This is a genomic window from Gracilimonas sp. BCB1 (assembly GCF_040117685.2).
GTDB lineage: Bacteria > Bacteroidota > Rhodothermia > Balneolales > Balneolaceae > Gracilimonas.
The window spans coordinates 60,898-82,186 of sequence record NZ_JBEDYP020000008.1 but is presented as its reverse complement, the minus strand read 5'-3'; the positions used below and the strand labels follow the sequence as shown (position 1 = coordinate 82,186).

Here is a 21,289-nt window from a genome sequence, read left to right as displayed (position 1 = left end):
CTGAGAGCTGTTAGCTGATTGCTGAAAGCTTAAAATTATGCTAAAAAACTACTTCAAAATCGCATTTCGGAACTTGTTTAAGAATAAGCTCTATTCCCTTATTAATATTGTGGGATTGTCGCTCGGTATTACTTTTTCAGTGTTGGTTATTCTGTTCATTCAGGATGAAATGACATACGACCGGTTTCATAAAAACGGGGAAGATATTTATCGTCTGTATCGTCAGCCTTTGATAGAAGGATCTGCTTATAACCCTGACGTCTATATGCCGATGCCCACTGCTCAGGCAATGGAAGATGACTTCCCTCAGGTAGAAGAAAGTGTTCGCTTTATTCCTTTTGGCACCAATGTAATCAGATCCGGTGGCTCCTTGTTTGGGCAAGATGGTTTTGTTTTTACTGACCCGGAGGTATTTGATATTTTTACCTTTCCGCTAAAATATGGTAATTCCTCTTTAGCACTGGCAACACCCGGCTCGGTGGTTATAACTGATGAGATCGCTAACAAATACTTTGGGGATGTAAATCCTATTGGCGAGACACTCACCATCCGTTTAAACGGAGAGTTTTCTGATTTCACCATTACCGGAGTCGCTGAAAACATACCGGCAAATTCCACGATCAGGTTTAGTGTTCTGTTGCCCATACAGGATGTGCTGAACAGGTTTGAAAACTACTCGAGCGTGGCCGATAGCTGGAATTCAACCCGAAATATTACCTACCTGAAGCTGCAGGAAGGAGCCCATCATGAAACACTGCATCAGCAAATGCCGGATTTCATGATGACACATATGGGTAGCATGTTCAACCAGATGCGCGAAGAAGGACGCTATTCTTTTGAGGGTCCTCCCATTTTGTACAAACTCCAACCCCTTTACGATATTCACTTAAATACTGAAATTCCCGGTGCTTTTTCCGAACCGAGCTCTCCTGTTTACTCTTACATACTGGGTGGAATTGCACTGGCTGTGCTTCTTATCGCCTGCTTTAATTTTATGATTTTATCCATTGGGCGTTCGGCAAAAAGAGCCAAAGAAGTAGGACTCAGAAAGGTCATGGGAGCTTTCAGGAATCAGTTGATGACACAATTCTGGGCTGAAGCTCTTACCGTAACATTTTTAGCTTTGGTTGCAGGAATACTTTTCGCTGAATTCCTGATACCTGTCTTCAACGAGTTCTCCGGAAAAAGCCTTTCTTTATCACAATTGTTTGAAAACAGCCGGATGCTCCTCGTGCTTTTGGGGGTGTTCTTATTTACCGGTCTGATTGCAGGAAGTTACCCCGCACTTTATTTATCCGGATTCAGGCCTATTGAGTCTATAAAAGAAAAGCTGACGTTTGGCGGTTCAAACAATTTTTCCAAGTCGCTTATAATAACCCAGTTTGCCATCTCGATTTTCCTGATTGCAGTTACATTAGTGATGTCGAAACAGCTGAATTTTATTCAGAATAAAAACCTTGGTTTCTCAGGTGAGCAGGTTGTGATTATTCCTACCAATGGACTGGATGGAGACCGCACTCTGAACCTCTATCGTGATGCCCTCTCCGGGGAGACAGATATTATAGAGATTACCGGTGCAAATGTTTCTTTTGCTACAGGATTATGGCGCAGAGGATACAGGTATGAAGGAGAAATAAAAGAATCTGCTGTTTTCAGGGTTGAACCAAATTACATCCAAACACTTAAAATGGATTTGGCTGCAGGACGTAATTTCGATCCCAACCTTGCTTCTGATTCAACCCAAAGCATTATTGTAAATGAGACTTTTCTTAAACAACACGGCCTTGATTTATCCGCTATTGGACAAACTTTCCCCATCGACTGGGGCTGGATGACGAACCCTGTAATTATAGGCGTAGTCAAAGACTTCAATTACCAATCACTGGAACACACTGTTCAACCTGCTATCATGTATATGAATCCGCAAGATCCGATTCTGAATATCTTTGTTCGTGTCTCACCGGAAAAAATGAGTGAATCGGTTGCTAAACTCCGGGAAACATGGGCTTCCATTACCAGTGAAGTTCCTTTTTCGTACAGCTTTTTAGATGAGGACATGCATAACCTCTACCGGGTGGAACAACGCTGGGCTACTATCGTTAGTTACAGCTCCTTCTTTGCCATTTTTGTAGCCTGTTTAGGATTGTTTGGACTGGCCGGCATCATTGCCATCCAGCGCCGTAAAGAAATTGGCATTAGAAAGGTACTGGGAGCCAGTATTAAGGAAATTGTGTTATTACTGTCCCGGGATTTTGTAAAACTGATTCTAATTTCCATCGTGGCAGCCACACCTCTAGCCTGGCTTGCTATTCACCGTTGGCTGGAAAAATTTGCGTACCAGACCGAACTAGAAATCGGGGTTTTCCTACTCGCAGGAAGTCTGGCTTTGTTAGTTGCATTAGTCACCGTAAGCTGGCAATCAGTAAAAGCAGCTTTAACGAATCCCGTTAACAGTTTAAGAAATGAATAATAATAGCTGTCAGACTTTTCAGCTCTCAGCCGTCAGGTCAGGCGGCTGAGAGCTGTTAGCTGATTGCTGAAAGCTTAAAATTATGCTGAAAAACTACTTTAAAATCGCGTTTCGGAACTTGTTTAAGAATAAGGTGTACTCATCTATAAACATATTTGGGCTGGCTGTGGGTGTTGCCTGCTGCATACTTATCGCCTTGTATGTTCAGAATGAGTGGAGCTATGATGAATTTCATTCCAAAGCCGATCGAACGTACCGTGCCTGGGTTAATGAAACCACCCCTGAAGGCCGGGAAATCCTTAATACGGCCACTCCGGTAATTTTAGGCCCTACACTGAAGGACAACATCCCGGAAGTTGAACACCTGACCTATATGTTCAGCTTCAGTAACCTAATAAAAGCACCCGATGCACAGGCTCCCTTCGATGATAACATCCTGGTGGTGAATAAGGATTTCTTCCAAATTTTTGACTTCGGGATCCTGAAGGGTGACCCTCAGAATTTATTCATCAATCCATCCTCTATTGTGATTTCCGAGGCAACAGCGAATCGCTTTTTTGGAAATGAAGATCCACTGCAGAAAACATTGTCTATCCGGCTGACCGATGACTACAAAGATTTTACCGTAACAGGTGTGATTGAAAATCCCCCGTCCAATTCCAGCCTGGATTACCGGATACTGATGCCCGATCAAAACCTGGAAACTTTAATTAGCGAACGCGGGCGAAACAGCTGGTTTAATATTTTTGGAAGCACCTACCTGACGCTGCAGGAAGGAGCAAACGCAGCCGACCTTAATGAGAAGTTTGATTCTATGATGAAGGGTGTGTTTGGAGAGGACTTCTTCACAAATCAGGATTATAAAGTAGGCCTCCAGCCTTTGCCCGATATTCACCTCAACACCGAATTTCCTTCTGCACAAGCCAGCGTCAGCGATCCGGTCTATTCTTACATACTTGCAGCCATCGCCTTTTTAATCCTGATGATTGCCTGCGTGAATTTCATGACCCTTTCAATCAGCAAATCTACTTCAAGAGCTAAAGAGGTAGGTATTCGAAAAACCATAGGGGCCATCCGCCAGCATCTGATGTATCAGTTTTGGGGTGAAGCTTTGATGATGACACTTATTGCCTTCTTGATCGGCATTACCTTTGCGGAGCTTCTCCTCCCCTTTTTCAATGACCTTTCCGCAACAGAGCTCTCCATCTCTTATGGAGTCGTAACACTGGGGGTATTATTGCTTACCGCTTTAGCTGTGAGCCTGGTGGCCGGTATTTATCCCGCTCTTGTACTCTCCGGGTTTCGCCCGATAGAAGTCCTGAAAGGTCGTTTAAATCTGTCTGCTGAAAAGGGGGGCTTCCAAAAAGTGATGGTCGTCTTTCAGTTCTCACTTTCCATAGCTTTGATTATAGGAACCATCACTATCCAACAGCAGCTGAATTATGTTCAAAATAAAAATCTCGGATATCAGAAAGACCAGGTTTTGGTGCTTGAATCCGGTATCAGCAATACCCCTCAAAGCTCTCCAGCTGATATATTTGAGCAAAGCTTCCGGAGGAAACAAATACTTATAAATGAATTGAAAGCTTCTTCTGAAATCACTTCAATAACAACTTCTTCCTTTACTCCTGTACAAACCGGAGGCTGGTTTCAGATGGGATTCAGAGATAATCAGGATCAACCCAAAAACTTTCACGGTAATTTTGTGGATGCCGACTTCATCTCAACGCTCGGAATCAAAGTAACGGAAGGACGAGATTTCTCTGATGAAAATCCCTCTGATGCACGCCAGGCTATGATGGTGAATGAAGCCCTTGTTGAATATTTCGGCTGGGAAAATCCCATCGGCCAACGCCTGCCGGGACCCGACTTCGATCAGCATGAGGTGATCGGCGTTGTGGAAAATTTCCATTATGAGTCGTTGCATACTCCGGTAGAACCGCTTGCTTTAGTTATGAATGCTGATATTCTGTTTAGCGGGATTTCCGACCTCGGTATTTCAAACTCCTTTGACCCTCGGTACTCTTTCAACTTATCAACAGGGAATTTATCTCAAACGGTGAGTCAGATCAGAGAAGTTTGGGCACAAGTGGCACCGGGCGTTCCTTTTGATTATACCTTTGTCGATCAATCACTGGATAATCAGTACCGGGAAGAACACCGGCTCAGCCGGATCGTAACCACAGGGTCGGTACTGGCTATTATCATTGCCTGCCTTGGCCTGTTCGGGCTTGCTTCGCTGATGGTCATCCGCAGGACAAAAGAGATTGGAGTACGAAAAGTGTTAGGAGCCTCTTCCGGTAATATCGTTTTTTTAGTGAACAAGGAATTTACCAAATTGGTAGCCATTGCCTTTGTGATTGCAACCCCGATTGCCTGGTATGCCATGAGCACCTGGTTACAAGATTTTGCCTATCGCATTGAGTTAGGATTTGGCATTTTCCTGTTAGCCGGGTTGCTTACCCTTACCGTTGCGTGGTTTACGGTGAGTTATCAATCCGTTAAAGCAACCTTAATTAACCCAACCGAAAGTTTAAGAAGTGAATGATAATGGCTGTCAGCTTAAAGACTTCAGCTTTCAGTTTTACGATACCCATAAAACTGAAAGCTGATCGCTGACAGCTGATTGCTCAATAAAATATTATGATTAGAAATTACATCAAGATTGCATTTCGTCACTTGGCGAAAAATAAATCCTATACCTTCATTAATACCATTGGTTTGGGAGTAGGGCTTGCAGCCTGTATCATCATTGGCCTGTGGGTAAACTATGAGCTCAGCTATGACGATTACCACGCTGATTCAGAACGAATTTACCGTGTATTGAATGGAGATGTTGCAGCAACGCCACCTACTTTGGCCCCTGCCCTCAATAATGACTACCCCGAAATTGCCCGGAATGTTGTGCGATTCTGGCCAATCAAATCCCCTTCAGATATCACCTATGAAGACAAACAATTTGCGGAAAGAAATATCACCTTTACGGATCCTGATATCTTCAATGTATTTACTCACCCGCTGATTCTCGGGAATAAGGAAACTGCCCTTTCTTCTCCTAATCGTATGGTAATTAGTGAATCTATGGCACAGAAATATTTTGGTGCCGGGAATCCCATGGGAAAAACCCTGACTATGTGGGGACGTGACCTGGAAGTAACCGGTGTGTTTAAAGACGTCCCCTTAAATTCACATCACCGCTATGAGTTTTTAGTTCCAATCGAACTACTGGAAACATATATGGGCAATATGATGGAGAACTGGAACTGGGCGGGGTTCTATACCTACATCTTACTTCCGGAAAATGTATCACCTTCTCAGGTTGAAACGGCAATAGCCTCTACATTCAACAAATACACCGAAGAAAACTTCCCGTCTCCTGTACTTCAGCCCCTGAACGACATCTATTTTGAATCAGCTGAAAAAGACATCGCAGCTACCGGAAATTTCAACTATGTGCTCATATTGGCAACTATAGCAATCGTTGTTTTAATAGTTGCCTGCATCAACTTTATGAATTTATCTACCGCCTATTCAACCATGCGGAAGAAAGAAGTAGGTATGCGAAAAACATTGGGGGCACAGCGCAGTCAGCTGATTGGCCAGTTTTTAGGAGAAGCGATTATGCTAAGTTTAATGGGCTTGTCGCTGGCTTTAATTCTGGTTGAAATCAGCCTGCCATTTTTCAGCAATTTTACAGGAAACCCACTGTCCATGCCTTACCAGCAGAGCTGGATTGCTGTTACAGGTTTTGTAGCGCTAGCTCTGTTAGTTGGAACCTTATCCGGCAGTTATCCTGCATTTTTCCTTTCAAATTTTAAACCCGTTAGCGTATTAAAGAACACCACCAGATCTTCTTCATCAGGCGGAACCCTTCGCAAAGGATTGGTTGTCTTTCAATTCGTAATTTCCATCTTTTTGATTGTGGCCGCTTTAACCGTTTATTCACAGATCAATTTCATGCAAGATAAAGACCTGGGCTTCAGCGATGAAAAGATCATCATCACCGGCGCCGAAAATTATCAAGCTATGAAAGCAGAACTGGAAAAGATGCCCGAAATAGAACAGGTTTCAGCAGCATATAACGTACCCGGGCAGCGTCTGCCTCTTTATCCTGTCCAAACGGCTGAAATGGCTCCCGATTCACTGCCTACCATGCGTACTCTTCAGGTCAACCCCGGCCTTCTGGAAACCCTTGGAATGGAAATGGTGACGGGGCGTAGTTTTGATGAAGACATTTCAACTGATGCTTCCAGGGCTTTTGTAATCAACCAGGCTGCAGTAAATTATTTTGGCTGGAAAAACCCTGTTGGAAAAGAATTATCCTGGTATGATTTCAGTGAAGATGGTTCTTCCTTTGAAGTTGCCAAACAGGGAGAAGTTATCGGAGTGGTCAACGACTTTAATTATGCTTCTCTTCACAACCCTGTTGAACCGCTTGTCATACATGTTAGTGACGACATAAACATGTCTGTAATTAAAATGAGTGCCGGCAGTTCTGAGCGAACACTCTCCCAGATCAGGGAGACGTGGAACAGCGTTACTCCGGGAAGTCATTTCTGGTACTATTTCCTCAGCGACGATTTGGATAGCCAGTACGGAGCGGAACAAAAATTGGGACAAGTGTTTGGCGGGCTTACCTTGCTTGCGCTGTTTATAGCCTGTCTTGGATTATTTGGACTTACCGCCTATTCTACCCGGCAAAGAACTAAAGAAATCGGTATTCGCAAAGTGATGGGAGCCGATGTAAGCCAAATTATTGTAATGCTGAATATGGAAGTTCTGAAAATGGTGGCTCTTTCACTTGTTGTGGCGATCCCTATTGCATGGTATGTCATGAATCAATGGCTGGCAGACTTTGCCTATCGCATCCAAATTGGTCCAAGGATTTTCATAATAGCCGGAATGTCTGCTTTGGCAATTGCTCTGCTAACGGTGAGCTGGCAATCCATCAAAGCCTCAGTAACACCACCCGTAGAAAGTTTAAGAAGTGAATAATAATAGCTGTCAGCTTACAGACTTTAGCTTTCAGTTTTACGGTACCCATAAAACTGAAAGCTGATCGCTGACGGCTGATAGCTTAATACAAAAAACATGATCCAACTAAGAAACATAGACAAATACATCGACAAACGGTTCCAGCGGACTTTCATCCTGAAGGGGATTAACCTCGATATTGAGGAAGGGGAATTTGTTACCATCATGGGGCCGAGCGGCGCCGGAAAATCTACCCTGCTGAATATTCTTGGGTTTTTGGATGATGCTTCAGAAGGCGAATATTCGTTCCTGGGGGAACCGGTTCACAACCTCAGCGAGAAGAAAAAATCGGAATACCACAAATCCCATATCGGTTTTGTATTCCAGGCCTATCACCTGATTGATGAGCTTACCGTTTACGAAAACATCGAAATGCCTTTGCTGTACCGTAAAGTGAAAAGCAAGCAGCGCAAAGCCATGGTTGCTGATATACTGGATCGCTTTAATATTGTAGCGAAGAAAAATTTATTCCCGCCACAGCTTTCGGGCGGACAGCAGCAGGTGGTTGGAGTTGCCCGCGCCATTATAGGAAGCCCAAACCTGCTTTTGGCCGATGAGCCCACCGGGAATCTTCATTCCGAACAAAGTGAGCAAATTATGGATATGTTCAAAAAGCTGAACGATGAAGGCGTGACTATTATACAGGTTACCCACTCCGAGAAAATGGCCGCTTACGGCAACCGGATCATCAACCTGAAAGACGGCGCCCTGGTAAAAGAAGACCCCTATAATCAGCCTGCAGAAAATTAGTCGCTGATAATTCTTAACTCTGCAATCCGGGCGTTTTCTTTGATATTACAGCCGGCTTCTGAAACCGTGACGTTCAGGGAAAGCTCTGTAGAACTATCATCAGACAGCACATAGGCATTGGAAATCAATCCGGCTTTCCGGACATGAGGGTGAGCAGATATCAATGCGGCGGATCCGTCCTCTAAATCCACGCTCTCATTAAAAATGATCTTATACGGGCCCTGTTGTAATTTCCACCATCCATACTCATCGTCTGTTTTTTGTTTCTCAGTATTCAGCTTTTCTGTAGTGGCGGGCTTAAACTCACTGCCTCCGAAATCCAGCGAACCGGCACCGTTTATTCTGTGAACTTCAGCCACCGTCAGGTCCAGGTGATGACCGTGGCGCTGCGTATCTTCATGAATCAGGTTAGCCACCTTCTTCTTCAATTCATCAAAAGCTAAAAAACTCATAAACTGTACTCCCTTTTATTTCTGTTTAACTTAAGTTTATAACACATCACAACCGACTTCATTCAATGCGAAATTTCCTGAAAAACCTGTTTCAGCAAAAGAAAGAACCAGACATCCCAGTTCCTGAACCCAACTATGCGGAGATCATCAACAAAATTAAGAAGGCAGAAGAAAGTCAGGACATTCAGCCCGGAAGAAAAATTTACGCTTTCGATTACGACCTGTTTGAACTAAGGCTGGACAGGGACATTACCAATCAATACCGGGTCACCATTTTTAAAGGAAATGATCGAATCTATAGTTTTACCGTTTTTGCAAAAAAGGGAGAGCTTGAAAAGCTTCGGAACGCGTATCCTCATATTATTGATTTCCTGAAAGGTGAACAAAAAATTGCTACCCTGCCCGATTCCGACTTGCTTAAAGGATTTTATTTCGGACATTGAGATAAAACCTTCGCTGACAAGTTTTAACAAGCCGAGTGTTGACTATCAGCTGCAATTACAGTTACATGCACTCATGAAAACACTCATCTAATTCGCTTCTCAAAATGAAAAGATCACCTCTCTCTCTTCTGCTGCTTACAGTAATGCTCTTATTAAGCAGTCAGTTACCCGCTCAGGATAAAATACTCAATATTGATGACTACAACCGCTGGTCGCACATAGTGGGTGTGGAACTATCAAATAACGGAAACTGGATGGCCTACGGACTTCGCCCAAACGGCGGTGACGATACCTTGCACGTAGTATCGCTGGTTAACGATACCCAATATACAATCCCCCTCGGAGAAGGCGCTGTTTTCTCCAATAAAAATAGCTGGGTAGCTTATACCATCACCGTTGACGAGGAAAACCGGAAGAAAATTCAGCAGAAAGGTGACCAAATCTTTGAGAAGGCAGAATTACTTAATCTCAGTTCCGGGGAAAAATATACCATAGAACGCTCCGGTGATATAGCTTTCTCCGAAGATGGTAAGTTTTGGGCAGTTCTTCGGGAGAAGCCGGAATCAGACAAGAGCAAACATAAAGGCAGTGATTTAATTCTCAGAAACCTGGAAACCAACCAGGTTCATAACATTGGGAATGTATCGGAATTCGCTTTTAACAAAAAGAGCAGCATGCTTGCTTACCTGGTAGATGCGAGCGATCAAACCGGAAACGGAGTGTATCTTCATAATTTATCGTCGGGTACACTTATCACTTTAGATTCTGATACGACTTCATATTCAGGGCTTGGCTGGGATGATGCTGATGCACCCCGAAAAGACTGGAGTTCAAAAGGAAACAGTCTGGCCGTTCTTAAAGGGCAATCGGTGGACACCTTAATTCACAACGAAAATAAACTGCTGGTTTTCCGGAACCTGAACAGGAACATCAGTAAAGCCACCCTCGACCCTAACTCGGCGCAGAACTTTCCGGAAGAAATGGTAATCAGCGATAACCGGAGCCTGTCGTGGAGCGAAAACGGGGGGCTGATATTTTTCGGACTTGATGAACAGGAGCCCAAACTTAAGATGGACAAAGATACCGTTGCCAACGTTGATGTGTTCCACTGGAAAGACGATCGCATTCAAACCGTTCAGGAACAGCAAGCTGGCCAGGATCGCCGGTTCACTTTTGTGGCTTCATTTAACCCAACCAACAATTCGTTTACCCGGTTGACCGATGAAGACATGGAAGAACTTGAATTCTCGGATCACAATCGCTTTATGATTGGAAGAGATGAAAAGCCTTACACCAGCGACCTGAACTGGGGTGTTTCTCCCGCCGGTTTATACCGGGTGAACCTTCAAAACGGAGAACGAACTCAATTTGCGGGAGAAATAAAACGAACGATGGGATACTCACCGGATGGGCGTTACTTCCTGTATCAGAAACTGGCTGACCAGGATACCGCCCTGTTCGTGTATGATGTGCAACAGAACAAAAATATCAATGTCTCGGATGCCGCACCTGTTCATTTCAACAATGTTGACCATCCCTACCCGCACGAAAGCCCGACGTACGGAATAGCCGGGTGGACTAAAGACGGCAAAAATGTAATCGTAAATCATAAGTACGACCTCTGGATGCTCGCCCTGAATGGCTCAAAAGCCACAAATATCACACAAGGACTTGGGGAGCAGGAGAAAATTATCTTCAGGTACGAAAACCTGGATGAAGAACAGGAATACATCGATACTTCCAAAAACCTCTTGCTTTCAGCTTTTGGGGAGTGGACGAAAAAAGATGGGTTTTATCAGGTGAGAATTGGCCGGAAACCGACACCGCTTGTTTTTGAAGACGTAAGTTTTGATGAAGTTGAAAAAGCCCGTGACACCGACCGTGTTATCCTCACCCGTGAAACCTTCGTGAATTTCCCTGATTACTATCATACCAACACTTCGTTCAAAAACTTCACCAGAATTACGGACGCCAATCCTCAACAGGCTGAATATGCCTGGGGAGAACGAGTGCTGGTTGAGTATGAAAACAGCAGGGGCGTCGAACTTCAGGGCACGCTGACCCTGCCGGCGAACTATGAGCCCGGCAAAAAGTACCCGATGATCGTTTATTTTTATGAGAAAATGTCGGACCGGCACCACCAGTACTCCATGCCGGTGTATGACGACCGTCCGCATATGTCAACCTACGCAAGCAACGGGTACCTTGTTCTCATGCCCGACAATGTATTCGAGTTCGGCAAGCCCGGAACCAGCTCGCTCGACTGTATCACTTCAGCCACTCAAAAAGTTATTGACCTTGGATATGCTGACCCCGAAAAAATAGGTTTACAGGGACACAGCTGGGGCGGATATCAATCCTCTTTTATTCTAACTCAAACCGACATGTTTGCAACGGTAGTGACGGGAGCCCCTCCTACAAACCTGACCGGATTTTATAACAACATATATGGCAGAACCGGAACCAATCACCACGGAATTATGGAAATCGGACAAGTTCGAATGGGACGCGGAGTTACTCCATGGACTCACCGGGATATCTACCAGCGTGAAAACCCCATGTTCTACGTCCCTGAAATTGAAACACCGTTTATGATTTTACATGGAACGGATGATGGCGCTGTTGACTGGATGCAGGGGCTTGAATTCTATAACGCAGCACGGAGAATGGGGAAAGAAGTGGTGCTGCTTTCATATCCGGGAGAAGGACATCACCTGGGGAGAGAAGCCAATCAAATCGATTTCCAGATCAGGATGAAGCAATGGTTTGATCATTACGTGAAAGAAGTTCCGGCCGCAGACTGGATGGTGAACGGAATCCCGTATATCGAAAAGATGTACAACAAAGCCCGGGATTAATTCACGGATATATTGGGTTTTTGTTCAAAAATGAACATCTGCTGTTTGTTTTCGAACGATTTTCGATCCCAAATACCTCTCTGATTAAATAAAATCCCGATTTTCATGAAATGGCATCTTTTTTGTACCTGATACAGTATCAGTTTCTATTATTCACTATAACCGGAGAAGCCATGCACAATGTACGCGTACAATTTACCGTTCCCAATGTCGAAAAGGTCGTAAACCTCGATGTACATGTGAACGGGGAAAAACGAAATCTCAAATTCCGTGTCGAGACCTTTGACTGGCATTCTGAAAATGGCAGCTCCGAGGATTTGATTACCATTCTGAGGGATCGCATTATGAATTACGATGCCGAATGGGAACTCTATCACATCGGCTCCCCGTTTGATGATAAAATTCCCGTTACCTTTAAATTCAAAAGTACCGAATGAGTTTATTCTCTGTACGTTTTTTCTTCTGCTCGGTGCTCTTTTTTATCACAGGGTTTCAAGAGCTGCATGCTCAGTCTTCAGCTCCAACCTCAATTGATGCTGTTTTTGAGGAAGCCGAATCCATCACTTCCCTAAGAAGTGTCCTCATTCAGCAAGAGGGTGAACTATTAGGTGCCGAGTATTTCCGAAAAGCCAGTGCCGATTACCCCTATAATATCAAATCGGCTTCCAAAAGCATTATTTCGCTTTTAATCGGAATTGCCGTTGATAATGGTTCCATCTCTCTAAATGAAACTTTAGGAGATTACTTCCCCGAATATTTCGCAGAAAACCCAAACCAGAAGAAAGAGCATATCACCATCCGTAACCTGCTTTCCATGCAATCCGGGTTGGAAACTACCAGTTTTTATAATTATGGGGCATGGGTAGTAAGCAATGATTGGGTGGAATTTCAGCTTAATCAGGATTTTGCAGAAGAGCCCGGCGGACAAATGGTTTACAGCACAGGAACTTCCCACTTGCTGTCGGTCATACTCACAAAGGCTTCCGGAATGAGTACCAAAGCATTTGCGGAAGAATACCTGTTCACTCCTCTGAATGTTAATGTAGGAGGATGGGACCGTGATCCTCAAGGCTATTATATGGGCGGTAACAATCTGGCGATGACCCCAAATGATTTACTCAAAATCGGCCAGCTTATGCTAAATGGAGGTACCTATAACGGGCAGCGAATCGTTTCCGGAAGTTGGGTGCGCGATTCTTTTAAAACATATACCCGGAGTAATTACAACCCGTACGATTATGGGTATATGTGGTGGAACAGACCTGTGGGTGGTTATAAAGTATTTTTTGCATGGGGATATGGCGGCCAGTACATTTTTATGATCCCTGAGCTGAGCAGCGTAGTAGTTATCACAAACTCCCTGGATGGAGCTACCCAGCGCAGAACCTACAAAGAGCCGATTTTCAATTTCTTGGAGAACAGTATTATCCCCTACCTGGAAATTACTGCACAGTAAACCCCTTATTTTATTGACCCCGGCATTCCTTCCCTTTCCTTGATTGTTAATTTCATTTGAAGTTAGTGTTAATTTATCTCTTCTTTTTTTGTAACAATGCAATGGTTTGGCACTCTAATACTATGATACGTTGAGCCGGATTAAGCTCACTCCATTTCCGGCTCGTTAATAATTACGGTACAATAGTTGGATGTTTTAGTCTGTTGGCAAAGTGAAAGGAATCGCTGATGTTTAAGAATTATCTGAAGATCTCGGTACGAAATCTTTTAAAAAAGAAGGGTTACTCTCTCATTAATATTTTGGGGTTGGCTATCGGCTTAGCCACCAGTTTATTAATTGTACTTTATGTATTGAATGAATGGAGCTATGATAAATTTCATTCGAACTCAGACCGGATTTATCGGGTGGTACAAACCATGACTTCCGAAGAACGGGTTGAAGAGCAAGCAACCACCCCTTTCCTGTTAGGTCCTGTTTTGGATGCTGAATTTCCTGACCAAATTGAGAAAACCGTCCGCTTTTTTGATATGCAGGAAGAAAATCACACCTTCCTGAACCGGGAAGACCAGGTCTCTTTCCGTGAAAGTAATTTTTATTTTGTAGACTCTACCTTTTTCGATGTTTTCTCAGCTGAACTAATTCAGGGAAATCCTTCCGAAGCACTTAAAAACCCTCTTTCCCTTGTTATAAGTGAAGACCTTGCTTCAAAATATTTTGGAGATGAAAACCCCATCGGTCAATCCCTGAGTTACAAAGGAATCCGGGAAATGACAGTCACCGGTATCATGAAATCCTGGCCGGAACAATCACATATGAAGATCGACCTGGTGGCATCATTCACCAGCTTAAACGAAATCTATGCCAGTAGTCCGGGCTACGACCAAAGCTGGCTTTGGAATCCCATTTGGACATATATATTATTGAAAGATGGAGCAAACACCGGCTCTTTGAATACCCAATTAGCCACGCTGGAAGAAAAATACTACCGTGCTTACTCCGGGTGGCCGCAGGATGAATCCGTTGACATTGAGCTTCAACCCGTCACCGATATTCACCTTACCTCCAACAGAGATCAGGAAATGGAAGTGAACGGCTCAATCACCTATATCTATATTCTGCTTTTGGTAGCCGGTTTTATCCTGATTTTTGCCTGTATAAACTTCATGAATTTATCTACTGCCCGATCGATGGAGCGCAGCCGTGAAGTGGGTATGAGAAAAGTTTTGGGCGGGCACCAGAAGCAGCTTTTCTATCAGTTCATCGGCGAGTCGTTCCTGGTTACTTTCATTGCCATTATTCATGGCATTATTATATTAATTTTAGCCCTTCCCTTCTTCAATGAACTGACCTCCAAATCACTTACCTTCAACCCTTTTGATAATATTTATACCATTCCCGGCCTGATACTGTTAACGGCTTTTGTTGGGTTGATTGCAGGACTTTATCCCGCTTTGTATCTCTCCTCTTTTGAACCGGCTGATGTGCTTAAGGGAAGTTCAACCCGTGGAAAGAGGACTACTATATTTCGTAAGGTGCTGGTCACTTTCCAATTTACCTTATCGGTAATCCTGATCATCGGAACCTCTATCGTTTACCTGCAGCTCGATTTCATTCAGGATAAAGACCTTGGCTTTGATAAGAACTTTGTGGTTATGCTGCCAACCAAGCAAAACCTGATCGCCTGGGAATTTGAAAACTTTAAAGAGCAGAGCCTGACACATGCGCAAATCGAAACAATTACCGGTCTTGGCAAAATTCCGGGATCTGAACATACCGAGTATTACCGATATGTACCTGCAGCCAATGGAACCAATCAGGATGGGCTGAACCTTGCGCTTCATGTTACCCACGATGTAACCGAAACATTTGACCTGGAGGTGATTGCCGGCCGGACCTTCTCCCGGGAGTTCTCCACGGATGCTGAAAAAGCTGTCCTGATCAATCGAAAAATGCTTACGCAGTTTGATGTAAACTCACCTGAAGAAGCTTTGGGCGAAACCATCTACCATTATACTCCCGATGGGGAACGGCAGTCTTTTACCGTGATCGGTGTGTTGGAAGACTTCAATTATTCTTCCTTAAAGAAAGAAATCGAGCCCCTTGTCATTCGGCTGGTAGAGGGCACACGTCCCATCCTTGGATACATTGAACACACCGCTGTCGAAATTGCTCCCGGAGACGTAACCGGGGCTCTCGAGCATCTCGAAAAAACCTGGAAAGAAGTAAACCCCATCGATCCGTTTGAGTATCGCTTTCTTGATGAACGGTTGGCCGAAATCTATGAAACCGAAGCAACCATGAGCTCCCTTTCCACTTCATTCTCTATACTCTGTATTTTGATTGCCTGTCTGGGCTTGTTGGGGCTTGCGTCCTATTCTGCCCAGCTTCGGAAGCAGGAAATCGGCATCCGTAAAAGTCTGGGAGCTTCGGTTGCCAATATCATCGGCTTGCTATCCAAAGACTTCCTCATTCTGGTAGGCATCGCAAACATCATAGCCTGGCCTCTCAGTTATTACTTGGGCTCAAAATGGTTAGAGAACTTCACCTACCGGTTCGACTTCATCGGTTCCCTGCCCCTGCTGTTTTTAGGGTCCGGTCTGCTCATTGTGATTATCGCCTTAGCCACAGTCGGGTATCATTCGGTAAAAGCCGCCCTCATTAATCCGGTAAACGCTATTCGCAGCGAATAGGCTTTGTTTATTTCTGTTGAATGCTTACAATAAATGGAACCTTAAGAAAGCGGTAAGCATTAGGTTTACATGGGCATAATCAAAAAAATATCAATTTTTCTTCTTGGGCTTATTCTATCCTCTGCACATGCTCCGTCTGTTTTAGCCCAAGCCGATTCCACAGCACAAACATCCGTTACCGTCATCACAATTAAAGGTGCCATCGGGCCAACCACCACCAATTACATCCGAAGGGGGCTGGAAATAGCCCGCGAACGAGACGATGAAATACTCATTATTGAGCTCGATACTCCCGGCGGCCTACTCAATTCCACCCAGGATATTGTACAGGATATGCTGGCCTCCGACATGCCCATTGCAGTATATGTAACGCCATCCGGGGGGAATGCCGGCAGTGCAGGAACTTTCATCACGCTGGCAGCTCACGTGGCTGCAATGGCTCCTACAACCACCATCGGGGCGGCATCTCCTGTCTCCATGGGCGGGCAACAGCAAGACACGGTAATGCAGAAAAAGATTTTCAACTACTCCGAAAGTTTTATCGAAAACATTGCCAAAGAACGTGACCGGAACGCCGAATGGGCAAAATCGGCCGTGAGAGATGGTGCGGCTATCACCGAAGCTGAAGCGCTTGAATTGAACGTAATAGATTTTATATCTCAGGATGTTGATGAGTTGCTGGTTCAGATGGATGGACTCGTTTTTGAAGGCGATACCCTGCAAACCGCCCAAGCAACTATAACCCGTGAAGATGAATCCTTTGCTGAGAAGTTCTTCAGTTTTATAATGCGTCCCGAAATCATGTTAATATTGACGATGGTGGCCATTTATGGAATTGTAGGCGAGGTAACTAATCCGGGAGCTATAGTACCGGGTGTTGCCGGAGTTATTGCTCTTATATTACTGCTTTATGGATCAGCAACCATGCCCATTAATGTGGCCGGTTTTGTGTTAATCGGACTCGCTATCGTTTTATTTTTGATTGAAGCTTTCACCCCCACTTTTGGAATATTGATAACGGGTGGAGCGGTATCTTTTTTCCTCGGCGCCCTGATGCTTTTCCAGGAATTTCCCAAAAACATGCAGCTCGACTGGTACTGGCTGGTACCTGCAACCATTATGACTGCTATCTTTTTTGGCTGGATTGCTACGTCAGGAATTAAAGCACAGTTTACCGGAAACCGAACCGGGCTGGAGTCCCTCATCGGTAAAAAAGCAAAAGTGGTTGATGATGTTAATGAAGAGGGCGGCCGGGTATTGATTTCCGGTGAATACTGGAATGCTGTAACCGAGGGAGAAGAAATTGAATCTAACCAATGGTGCGAGATTGTCCGGTTTGAAGGACTCACCGTTACCGTAAAACCATACACCCCAAATAAGGAGTTTGACCATGGAGTCAACTGAGATCTTTTCAGGTTATATCACCTGGCTAATAACCATCGTAGTTTTTTTGGTGCTATTAGCTCCACAAATTTTCAAAATCTTACGCGAATATGAACGAGCCGTCGTTTTCCGGCTTGGTAAATTTCAAAGCGTAAAAGGGCCGGGACTGATTGTTCTCATCCCTTTCATCGATAAAGTAGAACGGGTTGACCTGCGAGTTTTAACCATTAACGTGGACCGGCAAGAAGTAATCACCAAAGACAACGTGACCGTCAATGTGGATGCTATCACCTTTTTCCGTGTTGTTGATGCCGAAGCCGCTGTTATTCAGGTTGAACGGTACATCCACGCGACATCCATGCTGGCTCAAACCACCCTGCGAAGTATTATCGGACAGGTTGAACTGGATGAACTGCTCGCCAATCGGGAAAAGATTAATAAACAAATTCAGCAGAATATCGATACCCAAACCGATCCCTGGGGAATAAAGGTAGTTTCCGTTGAGGTTCGCGATGTGGTGCTACCTGAAAACATGAAGCGGGCCATGGCACGACAGGCTGAAACCGAGCGTGACCGACGAGCGAAAGTCATTAATGCCGAAGGTGAGTTCCAGGCTGCCGAGCGACTGGTGGATGCCGCTAAGATGATCGAGACAGCACCCGCAGCCCTGCAGCTCCGTTTCCTTCAAACCATGAATGAAATCAGTGAGGAAAACGCCACCTTTGCTTTCCTCCCGCTGCCAATGGATTTCCTCGAAGCCTTTAAGTCCATGGCCGATCGGGGTAAACCTCCCATAAATACCGGAAAAACTGATGATGATTCATAAGGACTAATTGAATCCTTATTTACTGGCTCTGACGCTCCGCGTCGGAGCCTTTTTATTTCTGCCTATCTCCTTTCACAACGAGCTCCACATTTCTTAGATTTGAAGCCTTATTCCTAATCAAAAAATTTGAGTTATGTCCGCCCGAATGAAATCCGGCTTTTTACTGCTTGCAGCTCTATTGTTTATAATTCCAGATCTTTCTGCATTTCAAAACCAGCCACAGCCCAGGGACGAAGACCTGCTGGCTAACCCAAGACGAGCCGTTCACACCTTCCTGCACTGGCAACAAAGTGGACATAAAAATCCGGAATTTGTGATAAAAACCATGAAGCTTGCCGATGCAGGAGAACCAAAAAAGCTGGAACTGGCAAACGAACTGTTAAAAGTGCTGGATGCCCGCGGCCTCCTCATCGACTACGACAAAATTCCATCCAACCCCAATTACACCGACAGCCTTTCCGGCCTGCAGCAATATATTTTATTCCCATCCTTGCCCGAAGTGTACCTGATAAAATCGGATCAGAACCAGTGGGTGTTTTCAGAAGCTACCATCAATCGCATACCGGAATTATATGATGATACTTTTTCGGGATACGTAACTCTGATTACCGATAACCTTCCCAACTGGGCACACAACGAGTGGCTGGGCATCGAAATCTGGCAGTATATCGCGGTGTTTATCTGGCTGCTTACCGGTCTTATTCTGATGAAAGTCTTCGGCTTCGTCCTCGACAATTACGTAAAACGACTGGCCCGGAAAACGAAATTTACCTGGGATGATGACCTGATCGACAGCGTGGAAAAACCTGCTGCTTTTATCTTTTTGATGATCTTTTTCCTGCTCACCTATTCCAATCTACAGTTTTCGGTGAACATCAGTTATTATCTTTCCGCCATCCTCGAAATCGTGGTTTCTGTCGGTGTGGTTTGGCTGCTTTATAACCTGGCCGATGTATTTTCGCAATACCTGAGCGTACTCACCTCAAAAACCGAAACCCAGCTCGATGATCAGCTGGTTCCGCTCATCCGTAAAACCCTGCGCTTTTTTGTGGTAGTGATGGGCGTCATCGCCATCCTTCAAAACAATGGATATAACGTAGCCTCTCTTATAGCCGGCCTGGGAATCGGTGGTTTGGCCGTAGCATTAGCCGCCCGGGAAACACTGGCCAATTTCTTTGGATCCGTTACCATTCTGCTCGACCGACCCTTTAAAATGGGCGACTGGATTAAGGTTGGAGATGTGGAAGGCACCGTTGAGGAAGTCGGCTTTCGTTCAACCCGCGTACGCACCTTTTACAACTCGCTGGTTAGCGTACCGAACTCAAATCTTGCCAATACCGACATTGACAATCTTGGCCTGCGAAAATACCGCCGGCTAAAAACCGTCCTGAACCTGACTTATTCCACTACTCCCGAGCAAATGGAGGCTTTTGTGGAAGGCATCAAAGCCATTGTAAAAGCCAATAAGCATTTCCGGCAGGATGTCTACGAAGTTCATTTCAACTCCTTCGGGGCGCATTCACTGGACGTGTTGGTATATGTATTTTTTGATGTCCCCGACTGGAGTACCGAACTGCAGCAGCGTCATAATTTCTTCCTCGAAGTTCTGAAGCTCGCTAAAGAAGTAGGTGTGCAATTCGCCTTTCCGACACAAACACTGCACATGGACAGCTTCTATAAAGACGAGCCCAGAAAAGCAGGGGAAGATAGATCTGGAGATGAGCTGGCATCAGCCGTTTACAGTTTCGGCCCGGAAGGAGATAAGAAAAGCGCCGAAGGTACACGGATTTTTAAAGATGGGAAGGAAATCGATTTTGGAGCTGGTAAATAAAGCCTAAACCTTAGGTTTATCCGACAAGAGATAGTTCACTGCTTTTTTGAGCTTATCTTCGGAAATCGGTTTCTTCAGGAATTTTGAATTTGAAACCAGCTTTGCACGGTCAACGTGAGCGGTATCGGAATTGCCGGTAATAAAAACGATGGGAGCCTGTGAAAACTTCCGTATCTCCTGTGCAGCCTGGATACCGTCTATGCTTCCATTCAGCATAATATCCATAATGACTACATCGGGTGTATATTTTTTAACCAATTCAACGGCTTTCTCACCGCTGGTAATCTCGCCAACGGTTTTAAAAACCATTTCCTTGAGATAATTCTCATACAGAAGCGAAAGAATGAGATTATCTTCTACGATAATAGCTTTCTTGGAAATATCGCCTTTCATAGCCGTTACATTTGTTTCCAAAATGTACTATATACTTCCCAAAAAGACTACTGCCTGGATAAACTATTGTTTTTATATTTTTTACCTCCTAAAATTTTTAACCCTGATATTTAATTCATAAAAAAAGCCGGCTTTTTGAGCCGGCTTTTAAAAACTTAATACGTGAAAAAGTATGGTTACTCTTTCTCCGCTTTTTCTCTGTTTTCTTTGGAAAAAGCTTCAAAAACCATTTTCAGGTCAGCCGCTACTTCATCTTTGGTACGGCCTTCAATTCGGTGACGGGGAATCATAGCTTTGATTTCTCCATCCACGAAGTAGGCAAACGCCGGAGAAGACGGCGGGTATTCAGAAAAATAATCACGGGCATGAGCCGTGGCTTCTTTATCCTGACCGGCAAAAACAGTTACCATGTGGTCCGGTTTTTCTTCCGATTGCTCCAGAGCAATACCCAATCCGGGACGGGCATTACCAGCCGCGCATCCACAAACAGAATTGATAGCTAACAGCATCGTGCCTTTATATTCGTTCATAGCACGATCAACATCTTCAGTTGTCTTTAATTCCTCTACCCCAAATTGGGTGAGTTCTTCTCGCATCCAGGAAGTATCAGGTCCTACGCCAAATCCAAATTGCATAACATTACCTCTTTCATTTTTAATTCAATCAAATATACAAACTCTCTATATCAATTTTGCAACACAGT

At 44.5% G+C, this 21,289-nt stretch carries 15 protein-coding genes; 12 read left to right on the top strand and 3 right to left on the bottom strand.

The window, feature by feature from the left end; translation table 11 throughout:
* The first annotated feature begins 37 nt into the window (after positions 1-37).
* The 4 genes from ABFW99_RS03395 to ABFW99_RS03380 all read left to right on the top strand — a co-directional run bounded on the left by ABFW99_RS03395 (position 38) and on the right by ABFW99_RS03380 (position 8,254).
* Positions 38-2,470 carry an ABC transporter permease gene (locus tag ABFW99_RS03395; RefSeq protein ID WP_440707424.1) on the top strand — a complete coding sequence of 811 codons (2,433 nt, stop codon included), beginning with the start codon at positions 38-40 and terminating at the stop codon, positions 2,468-2,470.
* Between the two features lie 82 nt (positions 2,471-2,552).
* Positions 2,553-5,018: an ABC transporter permease gene (locus ABFW99_RS03390; RefSeq protein ID WP_440707423.1), complete on the top strand. Its 2,466-nt coding sequence runs from the start codon at positions 2,553-2,555 to the stop codon at positions 5,016-5,018.
* A gap of 95 nt (positions 5,019-5,113) precedes the next feature.
* Positions 5,114-7,465, top strand: a complete 2,352-nt coding sequence (locus ABFW99_RS03385; RefSeq protein ID WP_349354532.1) for an ABC transporter permease — start codon at positions 5,114-5,116, stop codon at positions 7,463-7,465.
* A 96-nt stretch (positions 7,466-7,561) separates the two neighbouring features.
* Complete coding sequence (locus ABFW99_RS03380) at positions 7,562-8,254, top strand: ABC transporter ATP-binding protein (RefSeq protein ID WP_349354531.1); 693 nt, start codon at positions 7,562-7,564, stop codon at positions 8,252-8,254.
* On the opposite strand, the gene ABFW99_RS03375 is transcribed toward ABFW99_RS03380, so the two are convergent.
* Positions 8,251-8,706 carry a dCTP deaminase gene (locus ABFW99_RS03375; RefSeq protein ID WP_349354530.1) on the bottom strand — a complete coding sequence of 152 codons (456 nt, stop codon included), beginning with the start codon at positions 8,704-8,706 and terminating at the stop codon, positions 8,251-8,253. The two genes, ABFW99_RS03380 and ABFW99_RS03375, sit on opposite strands and share 4 nt — an antisense overlap.
* 65 nt (positions 8,707-8,771) lie before the next feature.
* On the opposite strand from ABFW99_RS03375, the gene ABFW99_RS03370 reads away from it, so the two are divergent.
* From ABFW99_RS03370 to ABFW99_RS03335, 8 genes are all read left to right on the top strand, one after another.
* Positions 8,772-9,149, top strand: coding sequence for a hypothetical protein (locus ABFW99_RS03370; RefSeq protein WP_349354529.1), 378 nt, complete (start codon positions 8,772-8,774; stop codon positions 9,147-9,149).
* 104 nt (positions 9,150-9,253) lie between these two features.
* Complete coding sequence (locus ABFW99_RS03365) at positions 9,254-12,007, top strand: S9 family peptidase (protein ID WP_349354528.1); 2,754 nt, start codon at positions 9,254-9,256, stop codon at positions 12,005-12,007.
* 110 nt (positions 12,008-12,117) lie between these two features.
* Positions 12,118-12,444, top strand: a complete 327-nt coding sequence (locus ABFW99_RS03360) for a hypothetical protein (RefSeq protein ID WP_349354527.1) — start codon at positions 12,118-12,120, stop codon at positions 12,442-12,444.
* Positions 12,441-13,463, top strand: a complete 1,023-nt coding sequence (locus ABFW99_RS03355) for a serine hydrolase domain-containing protein (RefSeq protein ID WP_349354526.1) — start codon at positions 12,441-12,443, stop codon at positions 13,461-13,463. Before ABFW99_RS03360 ends, ABFW99_RS03355 begins: the two co-directional genes overlap by 4 nt.
* Before the next feature lie 227 nt (positions 13,464-13,690).
* On the top strand, positions 13,691-16,153 hold the full coding sequence (locus tag ABFW99_RS03350; protein ID WP_349354525.1) for an ABC transporter permease: 2,463 nt from the start codon (positions 13,691-13,693) through the stop codon (positions 16,151-16,153).
* A 69-nt stretch (positions 16,154-16,222) separates the two neighbouring features.
* A complete protein-coding gene (locus ABFW99_RS03345; protein ID WP_349354524.1) occupies positions 16,223-17,557 on the top strand; it encodes an NfeD family protein in 1,335 nt (444 codons plus the stop codon).
* A complete protein-coding gene (locus ABFW99_RS03340; RefSeq protein WP_349354523.1) occupies positions 17,544-18,362 on the top strand; it encodes a slipin family protein in 819 nt (272 codons plus the stop codon). The genes ABFW99_RS03345 and ABFW99_RS03340 overlap by 14 nt, the downstream gene beginning before the upstream one ends.
* A 133-nt stretch (positions 18,363-18,495) precedes the next feature.
* Positions 18,496-20,193 carry a mechanosensitive ion channel family protein gene (locus ABFW99_RS03335; protein WP_349354522.1) on the top strand — a complete coding sequence of 566 codons (1,698 nt, stop codon included), beginning with the start codon at positions 18,496-18,498 and terminating at the stop codon, positions 20,191-20,193.
* 3 nt (positions 20,194-20,196) lie between these two features.
* On the opposite strand, the gene ABFW99_RS03330 is transcribed toward ABFW99_RS03335, so the two are convergent.
* Both ABFW99_RS03330 and ABFW99_RS03325 read right to left on the bottom strand, forming a co-directional pair.
* Positions 20,197-20,607: a response regulator gene (locus ABFW99_RS03330; RefSeq protein ID WP_440707422.1), complete on the bottom strand. Its 411-nt coding sequence runs from the start codon at positions 20,605-20,607 to the stop codon at positions 20,197-20,199.
* A gap of 155 nt (positions 20,608-20,762) precedes the next feature.
* Complete coding sequence (locus ABFW99_RS03325) at positions 20,763-21,221, bottom strand: BrxA/BrxB family bacilliredoxin (protein WP_349354520.1); 459 nt, start codon at positions 21,219-21,221, stop codon at positions 20,763-20,765.
* Between the last annotated feature and the right edge of the window lie 68 nt (positions 21,222-21,289).

Excerpts from the sequence above, each read along its gene's own strand:
- ABFW99_RS03395 (WP_440707424.1), top strand. The coding sequence starts at position 38 with ATGCTAAAAAACTACTTCAAAATCGCATTTCGGAACTTGTTTAAGAAT.
- ABFW99_RS03390 (WP_440707423.1), top strand. The coding sequence starts at position 2,553 with ATGCTGAAAAACTACTTTAAAATCGCGTTTCGGAACTTGTTTAAGAAT.
- ABFW99_RS03385 (WP_349354532.1), top strand. The coding sequence starts at position 5,114 with ATGATTAGAAATTACATCAAGATTGCATTTCGTCACTTGGCGAAAAAT.
- ABFW99_RS03380 (WP_349354531.1), top strand. The coding sequence starts at position 7,562 with ATGATCCAACTAAGAAACATAGACAAATACATCGACAAACGGTTCCAG.
- ABFW99_RS03375 (WP_349354530.1), bottom strand. The coding sequence starts at position 8,706 with ATGAGTTTTTTAGCTTTTGATGAATTGAAGAAGAAGGTGGCTAACCTG.
- ABFW99_RS03370 (WP_349354529.1), top strand. The coding sequence starts at position 8,772 with ATGCGAAATTTCCTGAAAAACCTGTTTCAGCAAAAGAAAGAACCAGAC.
- ABFW99_RS03365 (WP_349354528.1), top strand. The coding sequence starts at position 9,254 with ATGAAAAGATCACCTCTCTCTCTTCTGCTGCTTACAGTAATGCTCTTA.
- ABFW99_RS03360 (WP_349354527.1), top strand. The coding sequence starts at position 12,118 with ATGGCATCTTTTTTGTACCTGATACAGTATCAGTTTCTATTATTCACT.
- ABFW99_RS03355 (WP_349354526.1), top strand. The coding sequence starts at position 12,441 with ATGAGTTTATTCTCTGTACGTTTTTTCTTCTGCTCGGTGCTCTTTTTT.
- ABFW99_RS03350 (WP_349354525.1), top strand. The coding sequence starts at position 13,691 with ATGTTTAAGAATTATCTGAAGATCTCGGTACGAAATCTTTTAAAAAAG.
- ABFW99_RS03345 (WP_349354524.1), top strand. The coding sequence starts at position 16,223 with ATGGGCATAATCAAAAAAATATCAATTTTTCTTCTTGGGCTTATTCTA.
- ABFW99_RS03340 (WP_349354523.1), top strand. The coding sequence starts at position 17,544 with ATGGAGTCAACTGAGATCTTTTCAGGTTATATCACCTGGCTAATAACC.
- ABFW99_RS03335 (WP_349354522.1), top strand. The coding sequence starts at position 18,496 with ATGTCCGCCCGAATGAAATCCGGCTTTTTACTGCTTGCAGCTCTATTG.
- ABFW99_RS03325 (WP_349354520.1), bottom strand. The coding sequence starts at position 21,221 with ATGCAATTTGGATTTGGCGTAGGACCTGATACTTCCTGGATGCGAGAA.